This is a genomic window from Kitasatospora sp. NPDC087861 (assembly GCF_044742585.1).
Classification (GTDB): Bacteria; Actinomycetota; Actinomycetes; order Streptomycetales; family Streptomycetaceae; genus Kitasatospora.
The window spans coordinates 1-20,213 of record NZ_JBIUUS010000012.1; the positions used below are offsets into that span (position 1 = coordinate 1).

16 protein-coding genes, 1 rRNA gene and 1 pseudogene are annotated in these 20,213 nt (G+C 74.2%); 14 read left to right on the plus strand and 4 right to left on the minus strand.

Annotated elements, in window-relative coordinates; genetic code table 11:
• The 3 genes and pseudogenes from rrf to ACIOJE_RS18340 form a co-directional block, all read left to right on the plus strand.
• Window positions 1-92: ribosomal RNA gene (rrf, locus tag ACIOJE_RS18330) — 5S ribosomal RNA — on the plus strand; the annotation flags it as partial.
• A 373-nt stretch (window positions 93-465) separates the two neighbouring features.
• Window positions 466-1,529 (plus strand): annotated as a pseudogene (locus ACIOJE_RS18335) (hypothetical protein); the annotation flags it as partial.
• Between the two features lie 309 nt (window positions 1,530-1,838).
• Complete coding sequence (locus ACIOJE_RS18340) at window positions 1,839-2,681, plus strand: tetratricopeptide repeat protein (protein WP_280685944.1); 843 nt, start codon at window positions 1,839-1,841, stop codon at window positions 2,679-2,681.
• Window positions 2,682-2,768: 87 nt separating this feature from the next.
• Here ACIOJE_RS18340 and ACIOJE_RS18345 read toward each other — a convergent pair whose 3' ends face one another.
• A complete protein-coding gene (locus ACIOJE_RS18345; protein WP_280685945.1) occupies window positions 2,769-4,139 on the minus strand; it encodes a DUF1015 domain-containing protein in 1,371 nt (456 codons plus the stop codon).
• A gap of 91 nt (window positions 4,140-4,230) precedes the next feature.
• Between ACIOJE_RS18345 and ACIOJE_RS18350 the strand changes: the two genes are divergently transcribed.
• Entirely contained in the window at window positions 4,231-4,848 is a 618-nt protein-coding gene (locus tag ACIOJE_RS18350) for a tetratricopeptide repeat protein (protein WP_400777264.1), read from the plus strand.
• 94 nt (window positions 4,849-4,942) lie between these two features.
• Window positions 4,943-5,983 (plus strand): HAD-IIA family hydrolase, encoded by a 1,041-nt coding sequence (locus tag ACIOJE_RS18355; protein WP_280685947.1) that lies wholly within the window; start codon window positions 4,943-4,945, stop codon window positions 5,981-5,983.
• A 47-nt stretch (window positions 5,984-6,030) separates the two neighbouring features.
• Here the strand turns inward: ACIOJE_RS18355 and ACIOJE_RS18360 are convergent, their stop codons facing one another.
• Window positions 6,031-6,378: an SCP2 sterol-binding domain-containing protein gene (locus tag ACIOJE_RS18360; RefSeq protein ID WP_280685948.1), complete on the minus strand. Its 348-nt coding sequence runs from the start codon at window positions 6,376-6,378 to the stop codon at window positions 6,031-6,033.
• A gap of 177 nt (window positions 6,379-6,555) precedes the next feature.
• Between ACIOJE_RS18360 and ACIOJE_RS18365 the strand changes: the two genes are divergently transcribed.
• From ACIOJE_RS18365 to ACIOJE_RS18380, 4 genes are all read left to right on the plus strand, one after another.
• The gene (locus ACIOJE_RS18365) at window positions 6,556-7,458 is read left to right on the plus strand and encodes a histone H1-like repetitive region-containing protein (protein WP_400777266.1); all 903 of its coding nucleotides are present in this window, start codon (window positions 6,556-6,558) and stop codon (window positions 7,456-7,458) included.
• A complete protein-coding gene (locus ACIOJE_RS18370) occupies window positions 7,442-7,630 on the plus strand; it encodes a hypothetical protein (protein ID WP_280685950.1) in 189 nt (62 codons plus the stop codon). Before ACIOJE_RS18365 ends, ACIOJE_RS18370 begins: the two co-directional genes overlap by 17 nt.
• A gap of 36 nt (window positions 7,631-7,666) precedes the next feature.
• On the plus strand, window positions 7,667-8,473 hold the full coding sequence (locus ACIOJE_RS18375) for a TlyA family RNA methyltransferase (protein WP_280685979.1): 807 nt from the start codon (window positions 7,667-7,669) through the stop codon (window positions 8,471-8,473).
• Window positions 8,474-8,567: 94 nt separating this feature from the next.
• Entirely contained in the window at window positions 8,568-9,476 is a 909-nt protein-coding gene (locus ACIOJE_RS18380) for an NAD kinase (protein WP_280685951.1), read from the plus strand.
• A 7-nt stretch (window positions 9,477-9,483) separates the two neighbouring features.
• Here ACIOJE_RS18380 and ACIOJE_RS18385 read toward each other — a convergent pair whose 3' ends face one another.
• Complete coding sequence (locus ACIOJE_RS18385; protein ID WP_400777268.1) at window positions 9,484-10,983, minus strand: PLP-dependent aminotransferase family protein; 1,500 nt, start codon at window positions 10,981-10,983, stop codon at window positions 9,484-9,486.
• A gap of 133 nt (window positions 10,984-11,116) precedes the next feature.
• Here ACIOJE_RS18385 and ACIOJE_RS18390 point away from each other — a divergent pair, with 133 nt between their 5' ends.
• The 3 genes from ACIOJE_RS18390 (at window position 11,117) to ACIOJE_RS18400 (ending at window position 15,013) form a co-directional block, all read left to right on the plus strand.
• The gene (locus tag ACIOJE_RS18390) at window positions 11,117-11,800 is read left to right on the plus strand and encodes a YitT family protein (protein ID WP_400777270.1); all 684 of its coding nucleotides are present in this window, start codon (window positions 11,117-11,119) and stop codon (window positions 11,798-11,800) included.
• 88 nt (window positions 11,801-11,888) lie between these two features.
• Window positions 11,889-13,622 (plus strand): DNA repair protein RecN, encoded by a 1,734-nt coding sequence (recN, locus tag ACIOJE_RS18395; protein WP_280685981.1) that lies wholly within the window; start codon window positions 11,889-11,891, stop codon window positions 13,620-13,622.
• A gap of 212 nt (window positions 13,623-13,834) precedes the next feature.
• Window positions 13,835-15,013: a glycosyltransferase family 4 protein gene (locus tag ACIOJE_RS18400; RefSeq protein ID WP_280685953.1), complete on the plus strand. Its 1,179-nt coding sequence runs from the start codon at window positions 13,835-13,837 to the stop codon at window positions 15,011-15,013.
• Between the two features lie 6 nt (window positions 15,014-15,019).
• Here ACIOJE_RS18400 and ACIOJE_RS18405 read toward each other — a convergent pair whose 3' ends face one another.
• Window positions 15,020-17,032: a glycoside hydrolase family 15 protein gene (locus ACIOJE_RS18405; RefSeq protein WP_280685954.1), complete on the minus strand. Its 2,013-nt coding sequence runs from the start codon at window positions 17,030-17,032 to the stop codon at window positions 15,020-15,022.
• Window positions 17,033-17,755: 723 nt separating this feature from the next.
• Here ACIOJE_RS18405 and ACIOJE_RS18410 point away from each other — a divergent pair.
• Together ACIOJE_RS18410 and ACIOJE_RS18415 are read left to right on the plus strand one after the other, a co-directional pair.
• The gene (locus tag ACIOJE_RS18410) at window positions 17,756-19,435 is read left to right on the plus strand and encodes a CTP synthase (protein ID WP_280685955.1); all 1,680 of its coding nucleotides are present in this window, start codon (window positions 17,756-17,758) and stop codon (window positions 19,433-19,435) included.
• Window positions 19,436-19,556: 121 nt separating this feature from the next.
• Entirely contained in the window at window positions 19,557-20,186 is a 630-nt protein-coding gene (locus ACIOJE_RS18415; RefSeq protein ID WP_400673557.1) for an NUDIX domain-containing protein, read from the plus strand.
• Window positions 20,187-20,213 lie beyond the last annotated feature (27 nt).

Sequence of the window (20,213 nt, forward strand, 5' to 3'; positions counted from 1 at the left end):
CGCCCGGTTACATTCCGAACCCGGAAGCTAAGCCTTACAGCGCCGATGGTACTGCAGGGGGGACCCTGTGGGAGAGTAGGACGCCGCCGAACAATTATTCAAGGCCGCGGCCCCAGCGACTCGCTGGGGCTGCGGCCTTTTTGTGTTTTGCGAATGTGTAGTACACCGGCAAACCCGGGACCTCCGCCCAGGCGCGAAGTGTCCCGGTATGTCGGACAATGGAGATGGTGCGCGGCCAGGAGGCCGGCGCCGAAACCGCGTGACGGCAGCGGAGTTGCTCAGTCCGCGGTGGAGCTGAAGCAGCAGAAGGAGTCACCACGATGTCGAACCAGCCCCAGGACCGTCCCGAGCGTCGATCGGACGACGGCCGAGGCTACGAGCCCCGGTCCCGTGGGGGTTCGTCCAACGACCGTGGCGGCTTCCGCCGGGACGACCGTCAGGGCGGCGGTGGCGGTGGCTACCGTCGTGACGACCGCCCGTCCCGCGACCGCGATGACCGTCCGCGTCGTGACGACCGTCCGTCCGGTGGCGGTTACAACCGCGACCGTGATGACCGTGGCGGCTTCCGTCGCGATGACCGCCCCTCCGGTGGTGGTTTCCGTCGTGACGACCGCCCCTCCGGTGGTGGCTTCAACCGCGATGACCGTGGTGGCGACCGTGGCGGCTTCCGCCGTGACGACCGTCCCTCCGGTGGCGGCTTCCGTCGCGATGACCGTCCGGGTGGGTTCCGTCGTGATGACCGTGACGAGCGTCCGCGTCGTGACGACCGTCCGTCCGGTGGTGGCTTCAACCGCGATGACCGCGGTGGCGACCGTGGCGGCTTCCGCCGTGACGACCGCCCCTCCGGTGGCGGCTTCCGTCGCGATGACCGCCCCGCCAGCGGTGGTTTCCGTCGTGACGACCGTCCGTCCGGTGGTGGCTTCAACCGTGACGACCGCGGTGGCGACCGTGGCGGCTTCCGCCGTGACGACCGTCCCTCCGGTGGCGGCTTCCGTCGCGATGACCGTCCGGGTGGGTTCCGTCGTGATGACCGTGACGAGCGTCCGCGTCGTGACGACCGTCCGTCCGGTGGTGGCTTCAACCGCGATGACCGCGGTGGCGACCGTGGCGGCTTCCGCCGTGACGACCGCCCCTCCGGTGGCGGCTTCCGTCGCGATGACCGCCCCGCCAGCGGTGGTTTCCGTCGTGACGACCGTCCGTCGGGCGGTGGCTTCAACCGTGACGACCGCGGTGGCGACCGTGGCGGCTTCCGCCGTGACGACCGCCCCTCCGGTGGCGGCTTCCGTCGCGATGACCGCCCCGCCAGCGGTGGTTTCCGTCGCGATGACCGTCCGTCCGGTGGTGGCTTCAACCGCGATGACCGTGGTGGCGACCGTGGCGGCTTCCGTCGCGATGACCGCCCCTCCGGTGGCAGTGGTTTCCGTCGTGACGACCGTCCGTCCGGTGGTGGCGGCTTCCGTCGTGATGACCGTCCGGGTGGGTTCCGTCGTGATGACCGTGACGAGCGTCCGCGTCGTGACGACCGTCCGTCCGGTGGTGGCTTCAACCGCGATGACCGTGGTGGCGACCGTGGCGGCTTCCGTCGGGACGACCGTCCCTCCGGTGGCGGCTTCCGTCGTGACGACCGTCCGTCCGGTGGTGGCTTCAACCGCGATGACCGCGGTGGCGACCGTGGCGGCTTCCGCCGGGATGACCGCGGCGACCGTGGCGGCTTCCGCCGCGACGACCGCCGGGACGACCGCGGCCACCGGGACTACGACGACCGCCGTGGCAACTACGAGCCCGTCAAGCGTCTGCCGATCCCGGAGGACGTCACCGGCTTCGAGCTGGACGCGGACGTGCGCCAGGAGCTCAAGAGCCTGCCCAAGACGCTCGCGGACGACGTCGCCCGCAACCTGGTGATGGTGGCCCGTCTGCTCGACAGCGAGCCGGAGGAGGCCTACCAGTTCTCGCGCGTCGCGCTCCGGCTGGCCTCCCGCGTGGCCGCCGTCCGCGAGGCGGCCGGTTTCGCCTCGTACATGACGCAGCGGTACTCCGAGGCCCTGACCGAGTTCCGTGCCGCCCGCCGGATGACCGGCCGGGCGGACCTGTGGCCGGTGATGGCCGACTGCGAGCGCGGTCTGGGCCGTCCGGAGCGGGCGCTGGCGATGGCCGGTGAGCCCGAGGTGAAGCAGCTGGACAAGGCCGGCCAGGTCGAGATGCGTCTGGTCGCGGCCGGCGCCCGCAGCGACATGGAGCAGTTCGACGCGGCGGTCGTGACCCTGCAGAGCCCGGAGCTGGCCTCCAGCGCCGTGCACCCGTGGACGGCGCGCCTGCGGTACGCCTACGGCGAGGCGCTGATCGCGGCCGGCCGTGGTGACGAGGCCCGCGAGTGGTTCGCGAAGGCGGCCGAGGCCGACACCGACGGCAGCACCAACGCCTCGGAGCGACTGGCCGAGATCGACGGCGTCGAGTTCGTGGACGCGCTCGACCCCGAGGTGGCCGAGGAGGAGGCCGAGCAGACCGAGGCCCCAGCGAAGAAGCGCGGCGGCGAGGTCTCCGACGACCGCGTGATCTTCGAGGACGAGGAGGACGTCGAGGAGTACTACGACGAGGACGACCTCGAGATCGACGAGGAGTTCGACGGCGTGGTGCCCGCGCGTGCCGCCGAGGACGAGGCCGGGAACGACACCCGGAGCTGAGCTCCGACCGACGAGTGAGGCCCTGCCGCTCCCCCGGACATTCCGGGGGAGCGGCAGGGCCTCACGGCGTTTCGGTGGCGGGTGGCCTCACCCCAGTTCGAGGTTGCGCAGCACCAGTCCGGTGGCCGGTTTCGGACCGAAGGACGTGGACTTGCGCGGCATGGTGACGCCCTGTTCGGCGAGCCTGCGGACCACGCTCTCCCGGACCGGGTGCAGCAGCACGGCGGTGCCGCCGGTGCGCGCCGCCTCCTGCTCGGCGGCCGCCGCGGTGTGCAGGTAGCCGATGTCGTCCGGGCCGTCGGGGACGTGCCAGGTGCGGTCGAGCAGGGTGGAGTGCAGGACAGTGGCGTCCAGGTGGCGCCACTCCTCGGGCCGGTCGTGCGGCACGGTGGCGTCGAGCAGCGCTTCCTCGGGCTCGCCGAGCAGCCAGTAGACGCCGTCCCCGCCGGTCAGTATGAAGCCGTTGCCGCCGTGCCGTTTCTGTTCGGCGAGGGCCTGGAGGGCGGCGGTCAGCGGGCCGGGGACCTCCTTGATCTTCCACTGGTCGCCGAGCTTCTCCAGCGCCTCGGCCACCGGCAGCCGGTACAGCACGCGGTGGATGGCCCGGACCCGCAGCGGGTAGCGGGCGGTGTCCACCAGGAGCACCAGGCCGCGGTCCCACGGGCTGCGCGGCAGGTGGCGGTGCTCGCGCTGGAGGCGGAGGTACATCTCCCAGCGGTGGTGGCCGTCGGCGATCAGGGCCCGGCAGGTGGCGAGGTCGCGGCTGATCTCGGCGATCTCGGCCGGGTCGGCGACGGCCCAGAGGCGGTGGTGGGTGCCGTCGCTGGTGGCGGTGGAGAGCAGCGGCTCGCCCTGGACGGTCCGCTCGATGACGCCGGAGGCGCCGCCGTTGCCCCGGTAGGTGAGCAGCAGCGGTTCGAGGTTGGCCCGGGTGGTGCGCATCAGGCCGACCCGGTCGGCGACCGGTCGGGGCATGACGTCCTCGTGGGGGAGGACCACGCCGGCCTCGCGGCCGCTCACCGCGAGGGCGCCGATCAGCCCGCGTTGGAGCACCTCGGGGGAGTCGCCGGTGGCGGGCACGCGCTGCTCGTAGACGTAGAGCGCGGGCTGCGGGTCGGCGGCGAGGATCCCATCGCGCTGCCAGGCGCGCAGCAGCCGGGCGGCGTGCCGGTACTTGGTGTCGCGGTCGGGCCGGTCGCCGGCGTCCTCGGGCTCGGGCCGGGGCAGGATCAGCCGGACCACGTTGTGCGGATCGGCGGTCTCCAGGTCGAGCCGGCGGCCGGGGTCGACGACGTCGTACGGCGGGGACATGACCGCGGCCAGGGCGCCGACCCGGTCGGGGACGTAGCGCAGGCCTCGGAAGGGTGACAGGGACAGGCCTGCAGTGGCGACGTGCCCGGGATCGCCGGGGCCGCCCTCCGGAGTCTCGACTCCGTCTTCTGCACTGGGTGCGCTCATTCTGGGCATCGTAACCGGGTACGCGTTGTTGAGAGATCGGAATACCCGTGCCGATCTGTGGGCGGGTGTGTGACCGAGGGCGAGGTACCGCATGGACGACGGGCAGGAACGGGTGGACGGCGGCAGCCCGGGCGGGGCGGCCGGGCCGGACGGCGCCGCCGGCGAGGGCGCTCCGGCATCCGGCGGCGCTCCGGCATCCGGCGGCGTCCCGGCGCAGGGGCGTTCCGGCGAGCCGACCGGAGACGTGTACGACTGGTTCCGGCGTGGTGGCAGGCTGCTGGCCCAGGGCAACCCGGCGGCCGCCGAGCAGCTGCTGGTCCGGGCGGCGGCGGCCGAGCCGCACTCGCGCAGCATCCGGGAGACGCTGGCGCGGGCCCAGTTCGACACCGGTTCGTACGAGGCGGCGCTGGAGAACTTCCGGGCCGTCGCGCTGGCCGACCCGTCGGACGACTACGCTCAGTTCGGGTGGGGCGTCGCGGCGGCCCGGCTGGGCGACTTCGAGACGTCCGCCGAGCACCTGGCGCTGGCCGTGGCGATGCGGCCGGGCACCGAGCACTACCAGGCGGCGCTGCGGCAGACCCGGGCGACCCTGGCGGCCCGCGCCGGGGCGTTCGGCCCGCTGTTGCCCGGTGCACCCGGGTACCTGGCGCCCCCGCCGGACCCGGACGCCCGGTCGGTCGGCGAACCCGGTGCGGACGACGAGGTCTGACCGGCCCGGGGTACCCGGTGGACGCGGGGGCACCCGAACGGAACGCGGGGGCACCCGATGAAGCGAACGACGCAGTGAACGAGGTAGCGCAGCCATGACCGAGACGGCCACCACCACCGCGCGACGGACCGCCCCCGGCGGCAGCGAGCAGCCGCTGACCGAGGCGTACGACACGGCGCTGCTGGACCTGGACGGCGTGGTCTACGCGGGCCCGCACGCGATCGAGCACGCGGTGGACGCGCTGGCGCTCGCCCGTACGGCCGGGATGCGGCTCGCGTACGTGACCAACAACGCCTCCCGCCCGCCGCGGGTGGTGGCCGAGCACCTGACCGGGCTGGGCGTGCCGGCCGATCCGGCCGACGTGATCAACTCGGCGCAGGCGGCCGCCCGGGTGGTCGCCGAGAAGGTGCCGGCCGGGGCGAAGGTGCTGGTCGTGGGCGGCCCGGGGCTGGAGGAGGCGCTGGCCGAGCGCGGGCTGGTCGCCGTCCGCTCGTTGGCCGAGGAGCCGCTCGCGGTGGTCCAGGGCTATGACCCGTCGGTCGGCTGGGCGCAGCTGGCGGAGGCCGCGTACGCGGTGCAGGACGGGCTGCCGTGGGTGGCCTCCAACACCGACCTGACCATTCCGACCGCGCGCGGCATTGCGCCCGGAAACGGGACGCTGGTGGCGGCGGTGCGGGCGGCCGTCGGGGTGGACCCGGTGGTGGCGGGCAAGCCGCAGCCGCCGATGCACCGGGAGACCGTGCTGCGGACCGGCGCGCGGCGGCCGCTGGTGGTCGGCGACCGCCTGGACACCGACATCGAGGGCGCGTTCAACGGCGGGGTGGACAGCCTGCTGGTGTTCACCGGGGTGACCACCCCGGCGCAGCTGCTCGCGGCCCCGGCCGAGCACCGGCCGACCTACCTGGCGGCGGACCTGCGCGGGCTGCTGGTGCCGCACCCGGCGGTCACGCCCGCGGCCGGCGGCTTCGGCTGCGGCGGCTGGGTCGCGTCGGCCGAGGGCGGCGTGCTGCGGCTGGACGGCGGCGGGGACCGCTGGGACGGCCTGCGGGCGCTGTGCGCGGCGGCGTGGACGGCGCTGGACGCGGACGGCGCACCGGCCGACGGGCACAAGGCGCTGGACGAGCTGGGGTTCTGAGCCAGGGGCCCGGCCCCGGGCGCGGCGGCAGGTCGCGACAGCAGGCGTCAGAGCAGGGTGCGCAGCCGCAGCAGGTCGCGGAAGCCCGCCTCCAGCCGGACCCGGCCGCCCGCCCAGGCGGAGGCGAAGTTGAGCCGGCCGCCGACCAGGGCGACCAGGTCGTCGCTGCTCATGGTGAGCCGTATCTCCGCCTTCCCGGCCGGGGGGCCGGGGGCGGCGGCGAGGTCCTGGATCCGGCCGTCGCGCAGTTGGCCGGTGAAGGTCAGGTCGAGGTCGGTGATCCGGCAGCTGAGCGAGCGGTCGAGGGCGGCCGCCGTGCGGACGTCGCCGGTGGACTTCGCCATGTTCCGGCTGAGCTGCTCCAGTGCCTCCCGGCACTCCTCGGAGTTGGCCATGGCGGCGGTTCCCCTCCCTGGGTTCCCTGGTGGTTTCGGCGCGTGACGGCGGTGGTCACTGCCGGGCCACGGTACCGCAGGCGGGTTTTGGCGGTAGCGTCGTCAGTGGGGTGCCCGGATCGGCCCGGGCACCGACGGCGACGAAGCGATGCGCGCAGGCGCTAAGGAGGCACCCGGATGCTGCCGAGGACGGTGCGGGGAGTGGTGGAGGTCGCCGCCGGGCTGGTGGAGGAGGTCGGCAAGCGGGTCGTCGGGACGGCGGCCACGATCCTGGAGCGGAGCGGGGTCGACGTCACCGAGGTCGAGCGCCGGCTCGGCGGGCAGTTCCCGCCGTCGGCGAAGACGCTGCAGACGCTGGCGGAGGAGGCGGTCACCGCCGGGCGGGCCGGGGTGGACCTGGCCGTCGGGGTGGCGCGCGGCGAGGTCGAGAAGGCCTTCGAGAGGGTCGGCGACCAGGTGACCAAGGTCGGAGTGGTGCTCGCCTACCTGGAGAGCAAGCTGCGCGAGGTCGAGGAGGACGCCGTGCCGGCGGCGGGGCCGGCCGGGTCGGACGAGGCGGACGAGGAGGACGAGGCGGAGCGGCCGACGCCGGCGCCCCGGGCGGACGACCTGTTCGGGCGCGGCTGGGAGAGCGCGGACGGGCAGGCGGCGGCCTGGGCGGTGGGGGAGCCGATAGTGGCCGAGCGGGTGGAGGTGGACGAGCCGGTCGAGGTCGACCCGCCGGTCCCGCCGGTGCGGCCGGCGGTTGCGCGCAAGGCCGCGGCGAAGCGCACCCCGGCGAAGAAGGCCCCGGCGGCGGACCGGTCGACGGCCGGCGGGTCGGCGGCCGAGAAGACGTCGGCGGAGAAGGCGGAGAAGGCGTCGGCGAAGCGGACGACGGCCAAGAAGGCCCCGGCGAAGAAGTCGGCCGCCAAGAAGACGACGGTCAAGAAGACGGCCGTCAAGAAGACCTCGGCCGCGAAGAAGGCCGCCGCCGAGCCGGCCGCGCAGCCCAAGGCGCCCGCGAAGCGCACGGCGACGAAGAAGACCACCGTCCGCAAGGCCACCAGCACGAAGAAGCCCGATGACCGGACCAGCTGAAGCCGTCGAACCGCTCGGCGTCGAACTGACCCCGACCGGCCACCCCGTCGTGGACGCCGGACTGGCCCGGCTGGAGGCCCTGGACGGGGTCCCGGCCGAAGCACACGTCGAGGTGTACGAAGATGTTCACCAGCGGCTCGCCGACACGCTGGCCGCGCTCGACCAGGAATGATCCGCAGGACCCGTAGGAGCTGAAACCCCAGTGGCAGTGGCACGACGCCGACTCGACGCGGAACTGGTCCGCCGCAAGCTGGCCCGATCGCGTGAGCACGCGTCCGAGCTGATCGCGGCCGGCCGGGTGACCGTCGGCGGCACCACCGCGACCAAGCCGGCCACCCAGGTGGAGACCTCGGCGGCGGTCGTGGTGGCCAAGGACGACAACGACCCCGACTACGTCTCGCGCGGCGGTCACAAGCTGGCCGGGGCCTTTGCGGCCTTCGTCCCGCAGGGCCTGGTGGTCGAGGGCCGCCGGGCGCTGGACGCGGGCGCCTCCACCGGCGGGTTCACCGACGTCCTGCTGCGGGCGGGCGCGGCCGGCGTGCTGGCGGTGGACGTCGGCTACGGGCAGCTCGCGTGGTCGTTGCAGAGCGACGAGCGGGTGACGGTGATGGACCGCACCAACGTCCGCGAGCTGACCCCGGAGCTGATCGGCGGTACCCGGGTCGACCTGGTGGTCGGCGACCTGTCGTTCATCTCGCTGGGCCTGGTGCTGCCCGCGCTGGCGGCCTGCGCGGCCGAGGACGCGGACCTGGTGCTGATGGTCAAGCCGCAGTTCGAGATCGGCAAGGAGAGGCTGGGCAGCGGCGGGGTGGTGCGCAGCCCGCAGCTGCGCGCCGAGATGGTCCGCCAGGTCGCCGGGCAGGCGTGGGAGCTCGGGCTGGGCGTGCGCGCCGTCACCGCGAGCCCGCTGCCGGGCCCGTCCGGGAACGTCGAGTACTTCCTCTGGCTGCGCCGGGACGCCCCGCAACTGGATCCCGCGGACGCGGACCGGGCCGTCGCGGAGGGGCCCCGATAGGGTGCTCAGGGGACGTCCGGCCCGTCATGCTGTGTGACGCGGCCGTTACCGGGGCCGAAGGCGACCCGGCAGGCGTGAGGGAGAGGGCAGCGGCATGAGTGGTGACGAACGTACGGTCTTCCTGATCGCGCACACCGGCCGGGAGGCGGCGCTGCGCAGCGTCGAGGCCCTGGTGCACGGGCTGCTGAAGGCCGGGATCCGGATCAGGCTGCTCGCCTCCGAGGCGGTGGGCCTGGACCTGCCGGACGGGGTCGAGAAGGTGCCCGGCGGGCCGGGGGCGGCGGACGGCTGCGAGCTGATCCTGGTCGCCGGTGGGGACGGGACGCTGCTGCGCGGGGCGGAGCTGGCCCGTGAGCACGGGCTGCCGATGCTCGGGATAAACCTGGGCCGGGTGGGCTTCCTCGCCGAGGCCGAGCGGGACGATCTGGCCGTGGTGGTCGAGCGGGTGGTGGACGCGGACTACGAGGTCGAGGAGCGGATGACGATCGACGTCATCGTCCGCACCAACGGCGATGTGCTGCACCAGGACTGGGCGTTGAACGAGGCCTCGATCGAGAAGGCGTCCCGGGAGCGGATGCTGGAGGTGGTGACCGAGGTGGACGGCCGCCCGGTCTCCAACTTCGGCTGTGACGGGGTGGTCTGCGCGACGCCGACCGGCTCCACCGCGTACGCGTTCTCCGGCGGCGGGCCGGTGGTGTGGCCGGAGGTGGAGGCGCTGCTGATGGTGCCGATCTCCGCGCACGCGCTGTTCGCCCGCCCGCTGGTGACCTCGCCGGATTCGGTGCTGGCCGTCGAGGTGCAGCCGAAGACCCCGCACGGCGTGCTCTGGTGCGACGGGCGGCGCTCGGTCGAACTGCCCGCCGGCGCGCGGGTGGAGGTCCGCCGGGGGCAGACCCCGGTGCGCCTGGCCAGGCTGCACCGGGCGCCGTTCACCGACCGGCTGGTGGCCAAGTTCGCGCTGCCGGTGACGGGTTGGCGCGGCCGGTCGAACACTCACTGCTGACGGCTCGTCAGACCGCCAGCGGCGGGGCGCCGTCGGCCGGACCGAACCGACCGCCCGCCGCCGCCCGGGCGGCCGTCGCGGCGAGCCGCCGCACGGCGGCGGGGACGGCCGGGGCGGGCACCGTGAACGGGATCCGGATGTGGTGCTCGAACGCGCCGTCCGAGCCGAACCGGTTGCCCGCGGCGATCCGGACCCCGCCGCGCTCCCCGGCCTGGGCCAGCGCCGCGCCGGACAGCCCGCCGGTGGAGACCCAGAGCGAGAGCCCGCCGGGCGGCTGGGCGAACGTCCAGCCCGGCAGGTGCTCGGGCAGTGCGGCGGTGAAAGCGTGCGCGGTCGCCCGCAGCCGGTCCAGCTGGTGCGCCCGGACGGCGGGCAGCGGCTCGCCCATCAGGTCGGCGGCGATCAGCTGGTCCAGCACCGGGGTGCCGACGTCGCTGTAGACCCGGTCGGAGGCCAGTCGGCGCACCAGCGCGGGCGCGGCCCGGACCCAGCCGATCCGCAGGCCGCCCCACAGCAGCTTGCCGGCCGAGCCGACGGTGACCACCTGGGCGGCCCGGTCCAGCGCCGCCATCGGGCGTGGCATCGGGACGGACTCCGGTACGCCCCAGCCGAGTTCGGCGGTGGTCTCGTCGACCAGGACGACGCTGCCGGCGGCCCGGGCGGCGGCCAGCAGTTCGCGGCGCTGCTCCTCGCCGATCAGCGCGCCGGTCGGGTTGTGGAAGTCCGGGATCACGTAGGAGACCTTGGGCGAGGCCCCGCGCAGCACCCGGCGCCACTCGGTGAGGTCCCACTCCGGCTCGGGGCGGTAGCCGTACGGCACCGGCACCAGGCGGGCGCCGGTGATCCGGAGCGCCTGCAGGGTGTGGGCGTAGCTGGGCGCCTCGACGGCGACCCGGTCGCCGCGGCCGATCAGCGCCCGCTGGATCAGGTGCAGCCCGCCCATCGCGCCGGTGGTGACGAGGATCTGGTCGGGGGTGGTGGGCAGGCCGCGCTCGGTGTAGCGGCGGGCGACGGCCTCGCGCAGCACCGGGACGCCGGTGGGGTAGTGGCCGTGCCCGGCGGCGTAGCAGGACAGCTGTTCGACGGCGCGGGCGGCGGCCTCGCCGAGGAAGGGCTGCGGGGCGGGCAGGGCGGCGACGCCGAGGTCCAGGGTGCGGCCCTGCTCGTCCGGCGGGACGGGGTGCAGGGCGTCGCTGGGCGGCGGGGCGCCCTCGGGCAGGGCCGTCCAGCTGCCGGCGCCGCGGCGGCTGAGCAGGTAGCCGTCGGCGCGCAGGGTCTCGTAGGCGGTGGCGACGGTGGTGCGGCTCAGCTCCAGGGCGCTGGCGAGTTCGCGTTCGGCGGGCAGCCGGGCGCCGACCGGCAGGCGGCCCTCGGTGACCAGCAGCCGGATCTGCCCGGCGAGGACCCGGTAGGCGGGGCGGCGGGCGGTGGCCGGTTCGGGCAGCCGGGCGGCGGCGAGCAGCCGGGCGAGCGCGGGCGGCGTGACGGTGGTGTGCCAGTCGGCCAAGGCTGATCAGTCCACTTGCTCGAAATTGGCCCTGGAGTGGGCGCTATTGGCCTGACCATCATGGCAGCGCGGCTGTCGAGTCCGCCACTGCCGGGGCCACCCCGGGGTGCAGCACCACCCGCAGGAGCGCCCGATGGCCAGCACGACCACGCCCACACCCGCCCCGGACGCCGGCCGGGCCCCGTTCGCCGTCCGGCTGCTCGGCGACACCCACGCCCTGGGCCGCCGGATCCCGCAGCTCGCCGTCGGCCTCTGCCTGTACGGCGCGAGCATGGCGCTGATGCTGCGCTCCGGCCTCGGCCTCGACCCGTGGGACGTCTTCCACCAGGGCCTGCAGCGCGCGGTCGGCCTCTCGGTGGGCGCCTGGGTGACCATCTGCGGCGTCCTGGTCCTGCTGCTGTGGATCCCGATCCGCCAGCGCCCGGGCGTGGGCACCGTCGCCAACGTGCTGGTGCTGGGCGCCTCGATGGACCTCACGCTGCGGCTGCTCGACGGCCCGGACGGGCTGCCCGCCCGGATCGCGCTGATGGCGGCCGCGATCGTGCTCAACGGCCTGGCCACCGGCCTCTACATCGGCGCCCGCCTCGGCCCCGGCCCGCGCGACGGCCTGATGACCGGCCTGCACCGGCGCACCGGGCGTTCGCTGCGGCTGATCCGCACCGGCATCGAGGTGACGGTGCTGGTCGCGGGCGTCCTGCTGGGCGGCACCGCCGGAGTCGGCACGGTCGCGTACGCACTGGCGATCGGTCCGCTCGCGCAGTTCTTCCTGCCGTGGTGCACGGTGCCGACACCCGGGCAAACGCCCCGGAAGGGATGAACTTCAGGGCACGGAGTTGCCGCGCGCCGTTGCCGCTCGTCGCGCGCCGGGGGTGGAACCTCGTAAGGTCGTCTCCGTGTTGGACGAGATGCGGATACGGGATCTTGGGGTCATCGACGACGCGGTGGTCGAACTCGCCCCCGGCTTCACCGCCGTGACCGGTGAGACCGGCGCCGGAAAGACCATGGTCGTCACCAGCCTCGGCCTGCTGCTGGGCGGACGCGCCGACCCGGGCCTGGTGCGCAACGGCACCGGACGCGCCGTCGTCGAGGGCCGGCTGGAGCTGCCCGCCGGTTCCCCGGTGGCGGCCCGCGCGGTCGAGGCCGGGGCCGAACTGGACGACGGGGCCCTGCTGATCAGCCGGACCGTCTCCGCCGAGGGCCGCTCCCGGGCGTTCGTCGGCGGCCGGGCCGTCCCGGTCGGGGTGCTCGCCGAACTCGGCGAGGACCTGATCGCCGTGCACGGCCAGACCGACCAGCAGCGGCTGCTGCGCCCGGCCCGCCAGCGCGGCGCGCTGGACCGCTACGCGGGCGAGGCGGTGGCCGAGCCGCTGGCCCGCTACCGGGAGACCTACCGCAGCCTGCGCGAGGTCTCGGCCACCCTGGAGGAGCTGACCACCCGGGCCCGCGAGCGCGCCCAGGAGGCCGACCTGCTGCGCTTCGGCCTGGACGAGATCGCCGCCGCCGAGCCGGTGGCCGGTGAGGACGCGGAGCTGGCCGCCGAGGCCGAGCGGCTCGGCCACGCCGACGCGCTGTCCTCCGCCGCGACCCTCGCCCACGCCGCCCTGGCCGGCGACCCGGCCGACCCGGAGGCGCTGGACGCGGGCACCCTGCTCGCGCAGTCCCGACGGGCCCTGGACGCCGTGCGCCACCACGACGAGCGCCTCGCCGCCCTCGCCGACCGCCTCAACGAGGTCGGCTACCTGCTCGCCGACGTGGCCGGTGACCTGGCCGGATACGCGGACGACCTGGACGCCGACCCGGTCCGGCTCGCCTCCGTCGAGGACCGCCGGGCCGTCCTGGCCCAGCTGCTGCGCAAGTACGGCGGCCCGGAGAACACCCTCGCCGAGGTGCTCGCCTGGGCCGAGGCGGGCTCCGCCCGGCTCGCCGAACTCGACGGCGACGACGACCGGATCGACCAGCTCGGCGCCCAGGAGACCGCACTGCGGGCCGAACTGGCCGAGCTGGCGGCCGAGGTGTCGGCCGCCCGGCAGGGCGCCGCCGGGCGCTTCGCCGAAGCCGTCTCCGCCGAACTCGCCGAGCTGGCCATGCCGCACGCCCGGGTGACCTTCTCGATCACCCAGGTCGACGACCTGTCGGGGATCGAGGTCGACGGCCGCACCGTCGCCTACGGCCCGCACGGCGTGGACGAGGTCGAGGTCCTGCTCGCCCCGCACCCGGGCGCCCAGCCCCGTCCGATCGCCAAGGGCGCCTCCGGCGGTGAGCTGTCCCGAGTGATGCTCGCGGTCGAGGTGGTCTTCGCGGGCGCCGACCCCGTCCCCACCTACCTGTTCGACGAGGTGGACGCGGGCGTCGGCGGCAAGGCCGCGGTCGAGATCGGCCGCCGGCTGGCCAAACTGGCGGAATCCGCCCAGGTCGTGGTGGTCACCCACCTCCCGCAGGTCGCCGCCTTCGCGGACCGGCACCTGGTGGTGGAGAAGACCAACGACGGCACCGTGACCCGCAGCGGCGTCAAGGTGCTGAACGACGAGGAGCGGGTGCGCGAACTCTCCCGGATGCTGGCCGGCCTGGAGGACTCCGAGCTCGGCCGCGCCCACGCCGAGGAGCTGCTGGCCGCCGCCCGGGCCCCGCGCCAACGCTAGGGCCTGCCCGTCGTACAAGCCCTAGCCGGGGGCCCGACCCGCCGACAGGGCCTGGTGGCCCTTGCGGACAGAAGACGACGCGTCCCCGGTGGCGCCGACTGTCCAAGAGGGCCGCCGACCTGGCATGGTGGCGGCTGGACATTGGCTTTCCAGTCCCGAGCGCCGTCGGCGGGCAACCCTCGCGACGCGGCGCGCGAACCTGATCGAGTCGGATGCGAGAGAACGTGGACCATTCCGCCGCCCGGGCCGCCGCGGCCACCCCCGAACCGGGGCAGCTGCACGTGGTACTCGTTTTGGCCGCCAGCACCGGCGGTATCGGTGCCCACGTGCGCTCCCTGGCGCAGGGCCTGGTCGCGCACGGTGTGACCGTCACGGTCTGCGCCCCGGCCGGTACGGACGCGCTGTTCGGCTTCTCCCGCACCGGTGCCCGGTTCCACACCGTCGACATCACCCCCACCGCCGGCGCCCGCAGCGACGCCACCGCGATCGGCGAGCTGCGCCGGGCCTTCACCGGCGCCGACGTGGTGCACGCGCACGGGCTGCGCGCCGGGCTGCTCGCCGACCTCGCCCTGCGCACCGCCGGCCGCTTCCCGGGCCTGCGCCCGGAGACCCCGCTGGTGGTCACCTCGCACCACGCGCTGCTGGCCACCGGCATGGAGCGCCGCCTGCAGCGGCTGATGGAGCGCCGGGTGGCGCGCGCCGCCGACCTCGTCCTCGGCGCCTCCTCCGACCTGGTCGCCCGGGCCCGCGAGCTGGGCGCCACCGACGCCCGGCTCGGCCCGGTGGCCGCCCCGCCGATGCCCGAGGGCCGGCTCGACCGCGCCGCGGCGCGCGCCGCGCTGCTCGGCGACGGCCCGGACCGGCCGCTGGTGCTGGCGGTCGGCCGACTCGTCCCGCAGAAGGCCTTCGGGCTGCTGCTGGACGCCACCCGCGAACTGTCCGTGCTGGACCCGGAGCCGCTGCTGCTGCTCGCCGGGGACGGCCCGGAGGCGGCCGGGCTGCGCGAGCGGGTGGCCGCCGAGAAGCTGCCGGTGCGGCTGCTCGGCTACCGCACCGACGTGCCCGACCTGCTGGCCGCCGCCGACGTGGTGGTGGTCTCCAGCCGCTGGGAGGCCCGCTCGCTGGTGGTGCAGGAGGCGATGCGGGCCGGGGTGCCGGTGGTCTCCACCGCCGTCGGCGGGATCCCCGAACTGGTCGGCGACGCGGCCGTGCTGGTGCCCGCCGGCGACCCGGTCGCGGTCGGCGCGGCGGTGCGCGGACTGCTGGCCGACCCGGCCCGCCGTGAGCGGCTGGTGGCGGCCGGCCGGCAGCAGGCCGAGACCTGGCCGGACGAGGCCGCCACCGTCGCCCAGGTGCTCAGCACCTACGACGAGCTGGTCCAGCGTCCCTGAGGTGTCCTAGATCGTCGCCTGCTCGACCCGCTCGGCCGCCAGGCCGTCCGGCTGGGCGGACAGGTAGGCGCCGCCGCAGGCGGTCAGCCGCAGCGCGGTGTCGATCAGCGGGACGTGGCTGAAGGCCTGCGGGAAGTTGCCGACCTGGCGCTTGAGCCGCGGGTCCCACTCCTCGGCGAGCAGGCCGACGTCGTTGCGCAGCGCGAGCAGCCGGTCGAACAGCTCGCGTGCCTCCTGCACCCGGCCGATCATGGCGAGGTCGTCGGCCAGCCAGAACGAGCAGGCCAGGAAGGCGCCCTCGTGGCCGGAGAGGCCGTCCACGTTCTCGACGTGGTCGCCGCTCGAATCGTCGTGGGTCGGGTAGCGCAGCACGAAGCCGTCCTCGGTGGACAGCTCGCGCTGGATCGCCTCGATGGTGCCGATCACCCGCTTGTCGTCCGGCGGGAGGAAGCCGACCTGCGGGATGAGCAGCAGCGAGGCGTCCAGCTCCCGGCCGCCGTAGTACTGGGTGAAGGTGTTGCGCTCCGGGTCGTAGCCCTTCTCGCAGACGTCCCGGTGGATGGTGTCGCGCAGCTCGCGCCAGCGCTTCAGATGGCCGTCGGCGGGGGCGTCCTCGGGGGTCTGCTCCAGCAGCTTGATCGTCCGGTCGACGGCCACCCAGGCCATCACCTTGGAGTGGACGAAGTGCCGGCGCGGGCCGCGGACCTCCCAGATGCCCTCGTCCGGCTCCTGCCAGTGGTCCTCCAGGTACTCGATCAGGCGCAGCTGGAGGTGGTGGGCGTGGTCGTTGCGGACCAGGCCGGTCATGTGGGCCAGGTGCAGGGCCTCGACGACCTCGCCGTAGACGTCCAGCTGGAGCTGCCCGGCCGCGCCGTTGCCGACCCGGACGGGCTGCGAGCCCTCGTAGCCGGGCAGCCAGTCCAGCGAGGACTCGGTGAGCTCGCGCTCGCCGGCGATGCCGTACATGATCTGCAGGTTCTCCGGATCGCCGGCGACGGCCCGCAGCAGCCACTCGCGCCAGGCGCGGGCCTCGTCGCGGTAGCCGGTGCGCAGCAGCGAGGAGAGGGTGATCGCGGCGTCGCGCAGCCAGGTGTAGCGGTAGTCCCAGTTGCGCTCGCCGCCGATGTCCTCGGGCAGCGAGGTGGTGGGGGCGGCGACGATGCCGCCGGTGGGGGCGTAGGTGAGGCCCTTGAGGGTGATGAGGGAGCGGACCACGGCCTCGCGGTAGGGGCCCTGGTAGGTGCACTGCTCGGCCCACTCGTGCCAGAAGTCGGCGGTGGCGTCGAGCATCTCCTCGGCGTCCGGGGTCTTCGGCGCCTCCAGGTGGGAGGCCTGCCAGGTCAGCGCGAAGGCGATCCGCTCGCCGGCGGTGACGGTGAAGTCGGCGTAGGTGGTGAGGTTGCGGCCGTAGGTCTCGGCCTCGCCGTCCAGCCAGACCGAGTCGGGCCCGGCCACGGCGACGGTGCGGTGACCGCCGTCGGCCTGCTCGACCCGGTGCACCCAGGGCACGATGCGGCCGTACGAGAAGCGCATCCGCACCGCCGACCGCATCCGGACGGTGCCGGCCACGCCCTCGACGATCCGGATCACCTGGGGGACGGCGTCGCGGCCGGCCAGCGGGCGCGGGGGCATGAAGTCGATCACCCGGACGGTGCCGCCCTGGGCGTCCCACTCCTGTTCGAGGATCAGCGAGTCGCCCCGGTAACGGCGGCGGTCGGCGGGCACCGCGGGGGCGGCCGCGGTGGGCGGCGGGACCCTCAGGTCCGCGGTGTCGGTGAAGCGGACGAGGGCGGGGGCGGCCGGGATGGGGGCGGCCGCGGGGGTGGGGACCTCGGTGACCACGGCTTCGGCCGGGCCGATCCGCCAGAAGCCGTGTTCATCGGTACCGAGCAGGCCGGCGAACACGGCCGGCGAGTCGAAGCGGGGAAGGCAGAGCCAGTCCACCGCCCCGTCCCTGCTGACCAGGGCAGCGGTCTGCATGTCCCCGATGAGTGCGTAGTCCTCGATACGGCCGGCCACGTGGATCTCCAGTTCGCAATGTGGTCACGACGCATCGGCGATCCGAGGGAGCGAGCGGTCTGCGGGGCCGGAGGTCCACCCCGGGACGTCCGGACCGCCGGGGGGTGGTGGCGGGCCTTGCTGGAGTGTCCGCGCGGGGCTCGGTCGAGCCCCTGGAGTGGGTGGGAGGAGCTGCAAATACGGGGAGGTCCGGTCGCGCATCGGGGACCGGGAGTGTCCTGACCTCCCACGCCCTCCGCGTGCTCGTGCTGTCGGCGATGCGTCCGTGCAGCTTACGACGGACGAAAGGGGCGAAGCACGCGGGCGCAGCCTCGTGTGGTGCCACAATTCGGCGGAAATGCCGTGCATCGCGAGGCCGCCGGACAGGATGGTCCGGACGGATCAGTTCCGGCTGGTCCCTGCGGAGGGGCTGTCATGGCCCGAACGGAGTACTCCGAAGTGGCCCGGTCCGGCCGTGGTGCGACCGGTGTGACTCCTGCGCCTCGTGATGCGCCGGTGGTGCGCCCCGCGCACGCCCCCGGTGCGCCGCGAGCGGGCCGGAAGGCGTCCCGGTCGGGTCACTGATACCCTGGTATCCCGTGGACCGGTGGGATCAAACGCCCCGGACCAGCCGAATCGACGACCCCCCGAGCGCCGTGCACCGCACCGGCCTCCCGTCGCCCGGCGAGCCGAGAGCCATCCCGCCCACGTCACCTCCGACACGCGACCCACGGGAGCCCCCTCTTGGCACAGCCCCATTCCGGCAAGGCAGCGAACGGCCGCGCCGTGACGACCAAGCACCTCTTCGTCACCGGGGGTGTCGCCTCTTCGCTCGGCAAGGGCCTCACCGCCTCCAGCCTCGGCGCGCTCCTCAAGGCCCGCGGCCTGCGCGTCACCATGCAGAAGCTCGACCCGTACCTCAACGTGGACCCGGGCACCATGAACCCGTTCCAGCACGGTGAGGTCTTCGTCACGGACGACGGCGCCGAGACCGACCTGGACATCGGCCACTACGAGCGGTTCCTGGACACCAACCTGCACGGTTCGGCGAACGTCACCACCGGCCAGGTCTACTCCACCGTCATCGCCAAGGAGCGCCGCGGCGAGTACCTGGGCGACACCGTGCAGGTCATCCCGCACATCACCAACGAGATCAAGTCCCGGATCCGCCGGATGGCGACCGAGGACGTCGACGTGGTGATCACCGAGGTCGGCGGCACCGTCGGCGACATCGAGTCGCTGCCGTTCCTGGAGGCCGTCCGCCAGGTCCGCCACGAGGTCGGCCGGGACAACGTGTTCTTCGTGCACGTCTCCCTGCTGCCCTACATCGGCCCCTCGGGCGAGCTGAAGACCAAGCCCACCCAGCACTCCGTCGCCGCGCTGCGCAACATCGGCATCCAGCCCGACGCGATCGTGCTGCGCGCCGACCGCGAGGTCCCGCAGGCGATCAAGCGCAAGATCTCGCTGATGTGCGACGTGGACGAGGAGGCGGTGGTCGCGGCCATCGACGCTAAGTCGATCTACGACATCCCCAAGGTCCTGCACGGCGAGGGCCTGGACGCCTACGTGGTGCGCCGGCTCGACCTGCCGTTCCGCGACGTGGACTGGACCACCTGGGACGACCTGCTGCGCCGCGTTCACGAGCCGCAGCACATCGTCAAGGTCGCCCTGGTCGGCAAGTACATCGACCTGCCGGACGCGTACCTGTCGGTGACCGAGGCGCTGCGCGCCGGCGGCTTCGCCAACAACGCCCGGGTCGAGATCAAGTGGGTCACCTCGGACGACTGCGAGACCCCCGAGGGCGCCCAGGCGCAGCTCGGCGACGTGGACGCGATCTGCATCCCCGGCGGCTTCGGTGACCGCGGCGTCAACGGCAAGGTCGGCGCCATCACCTATGCCCGCGAGAACCGGATCCCGCTGCTCGGCCTGTGCCTGGGTCTGCAGTGCGTGGTCATCGAGGCGGCCCGCAACCTGGCCGGCCTGCCCGAGGCCAACTCCACCGAGTTCGACGCCGCGGCCAAGCACCCGGTCGTCTCCACCATGGCCGAGCAGCTGGCCATCGTCGACGGCAAGGGCGACCTGGGCGGCACCATGCGCCTGGGCCTGTACCCGGCCAAGCTCGCCGAGGGCTCGATCGTCCGCGAGGTCTACGGCGGCGAGCAGTACGTCGAGGAGCGCCACCGCCACCGCTACGAGGTCAACAACGCCTACCGCGCGGACCTGGAGAAGACCGGCCTGCAGTTCTCCGGCCTCTCTCCCAAGGGCGACCTGGTCGAGTACGTCGAGTACCCGCGCGAGGTGCACCCGTACCTGGTGGCCACCCAGGCCCACCCGGAGCTGAAGTCCCGCCCGACCCGCCCGCACCCGCTGTTCGCGGGCCTGGTCAAGGCCGCCATCGAGATCAAGACCGGCGTGGCCAAGTAGGGCGACGCACGTCGTCCGTCGTTCACCGAACGGCGGCCCCGCGATTCCCGCGGGGCCGCCGTTCGGCGTTAGATTGTGTCGTACTGACGAAAAGGGGAGAACGATGGACGAGCAGAGCGACCTGGTGATCGCCGACGCGGCCGAGGAGTGGGAGGTCCGGGAGAGTCGGACGCCGTTCCAGGGCAAGGTCACCGGCGTGCGCAGCGAGGAGGTCCGGATGCCCGACGGCAGCTGGGCCCGCCGCGACTACCAGACCCACCCCGGCTCGGTCTCCGTGCTCGCCCTGGACGACAAGCAGCGGGTGCTGGTCCTGCGGCAGTACCGCCACCCCGTCCGCCAGCGCCTGTGGGAGCTGCCGGCCGGCCTGCTCGACGTGCCCGGCGAGAACCCGTGGCACGCCGCGCAGCGCGAGCTGTACGAGGAGGCGCACTGCAAGGCCGACACCTGGCGGATCCTCGCCGACTACTACACCTCCCCGGGCGGCACCGACGAGGCGCTGCGGATGTTCCTCGCCACCGACCTCTCGGAGGCCGAGGGCGAGCGCTACGCGGCGCAGGGCGAGGAACAGGAGATCGAGGTCGCCTGGGTGCCGGTGCCCGAACTGATCCGGCTGATCCAGGCAGGGCGGCTCCACAACCCGACCCTGGTCACCGGCACGCTCGCCGTGCACGCCGCGCTCACCGGCCCGGACGGGCTGGACGGGCTGCGTGCGGCGGACTCGCCGTGGCCGGCCCGGCCCTTCGAGGGGTGAGTGGGCGAACGGCCCGTACCCCCGCTG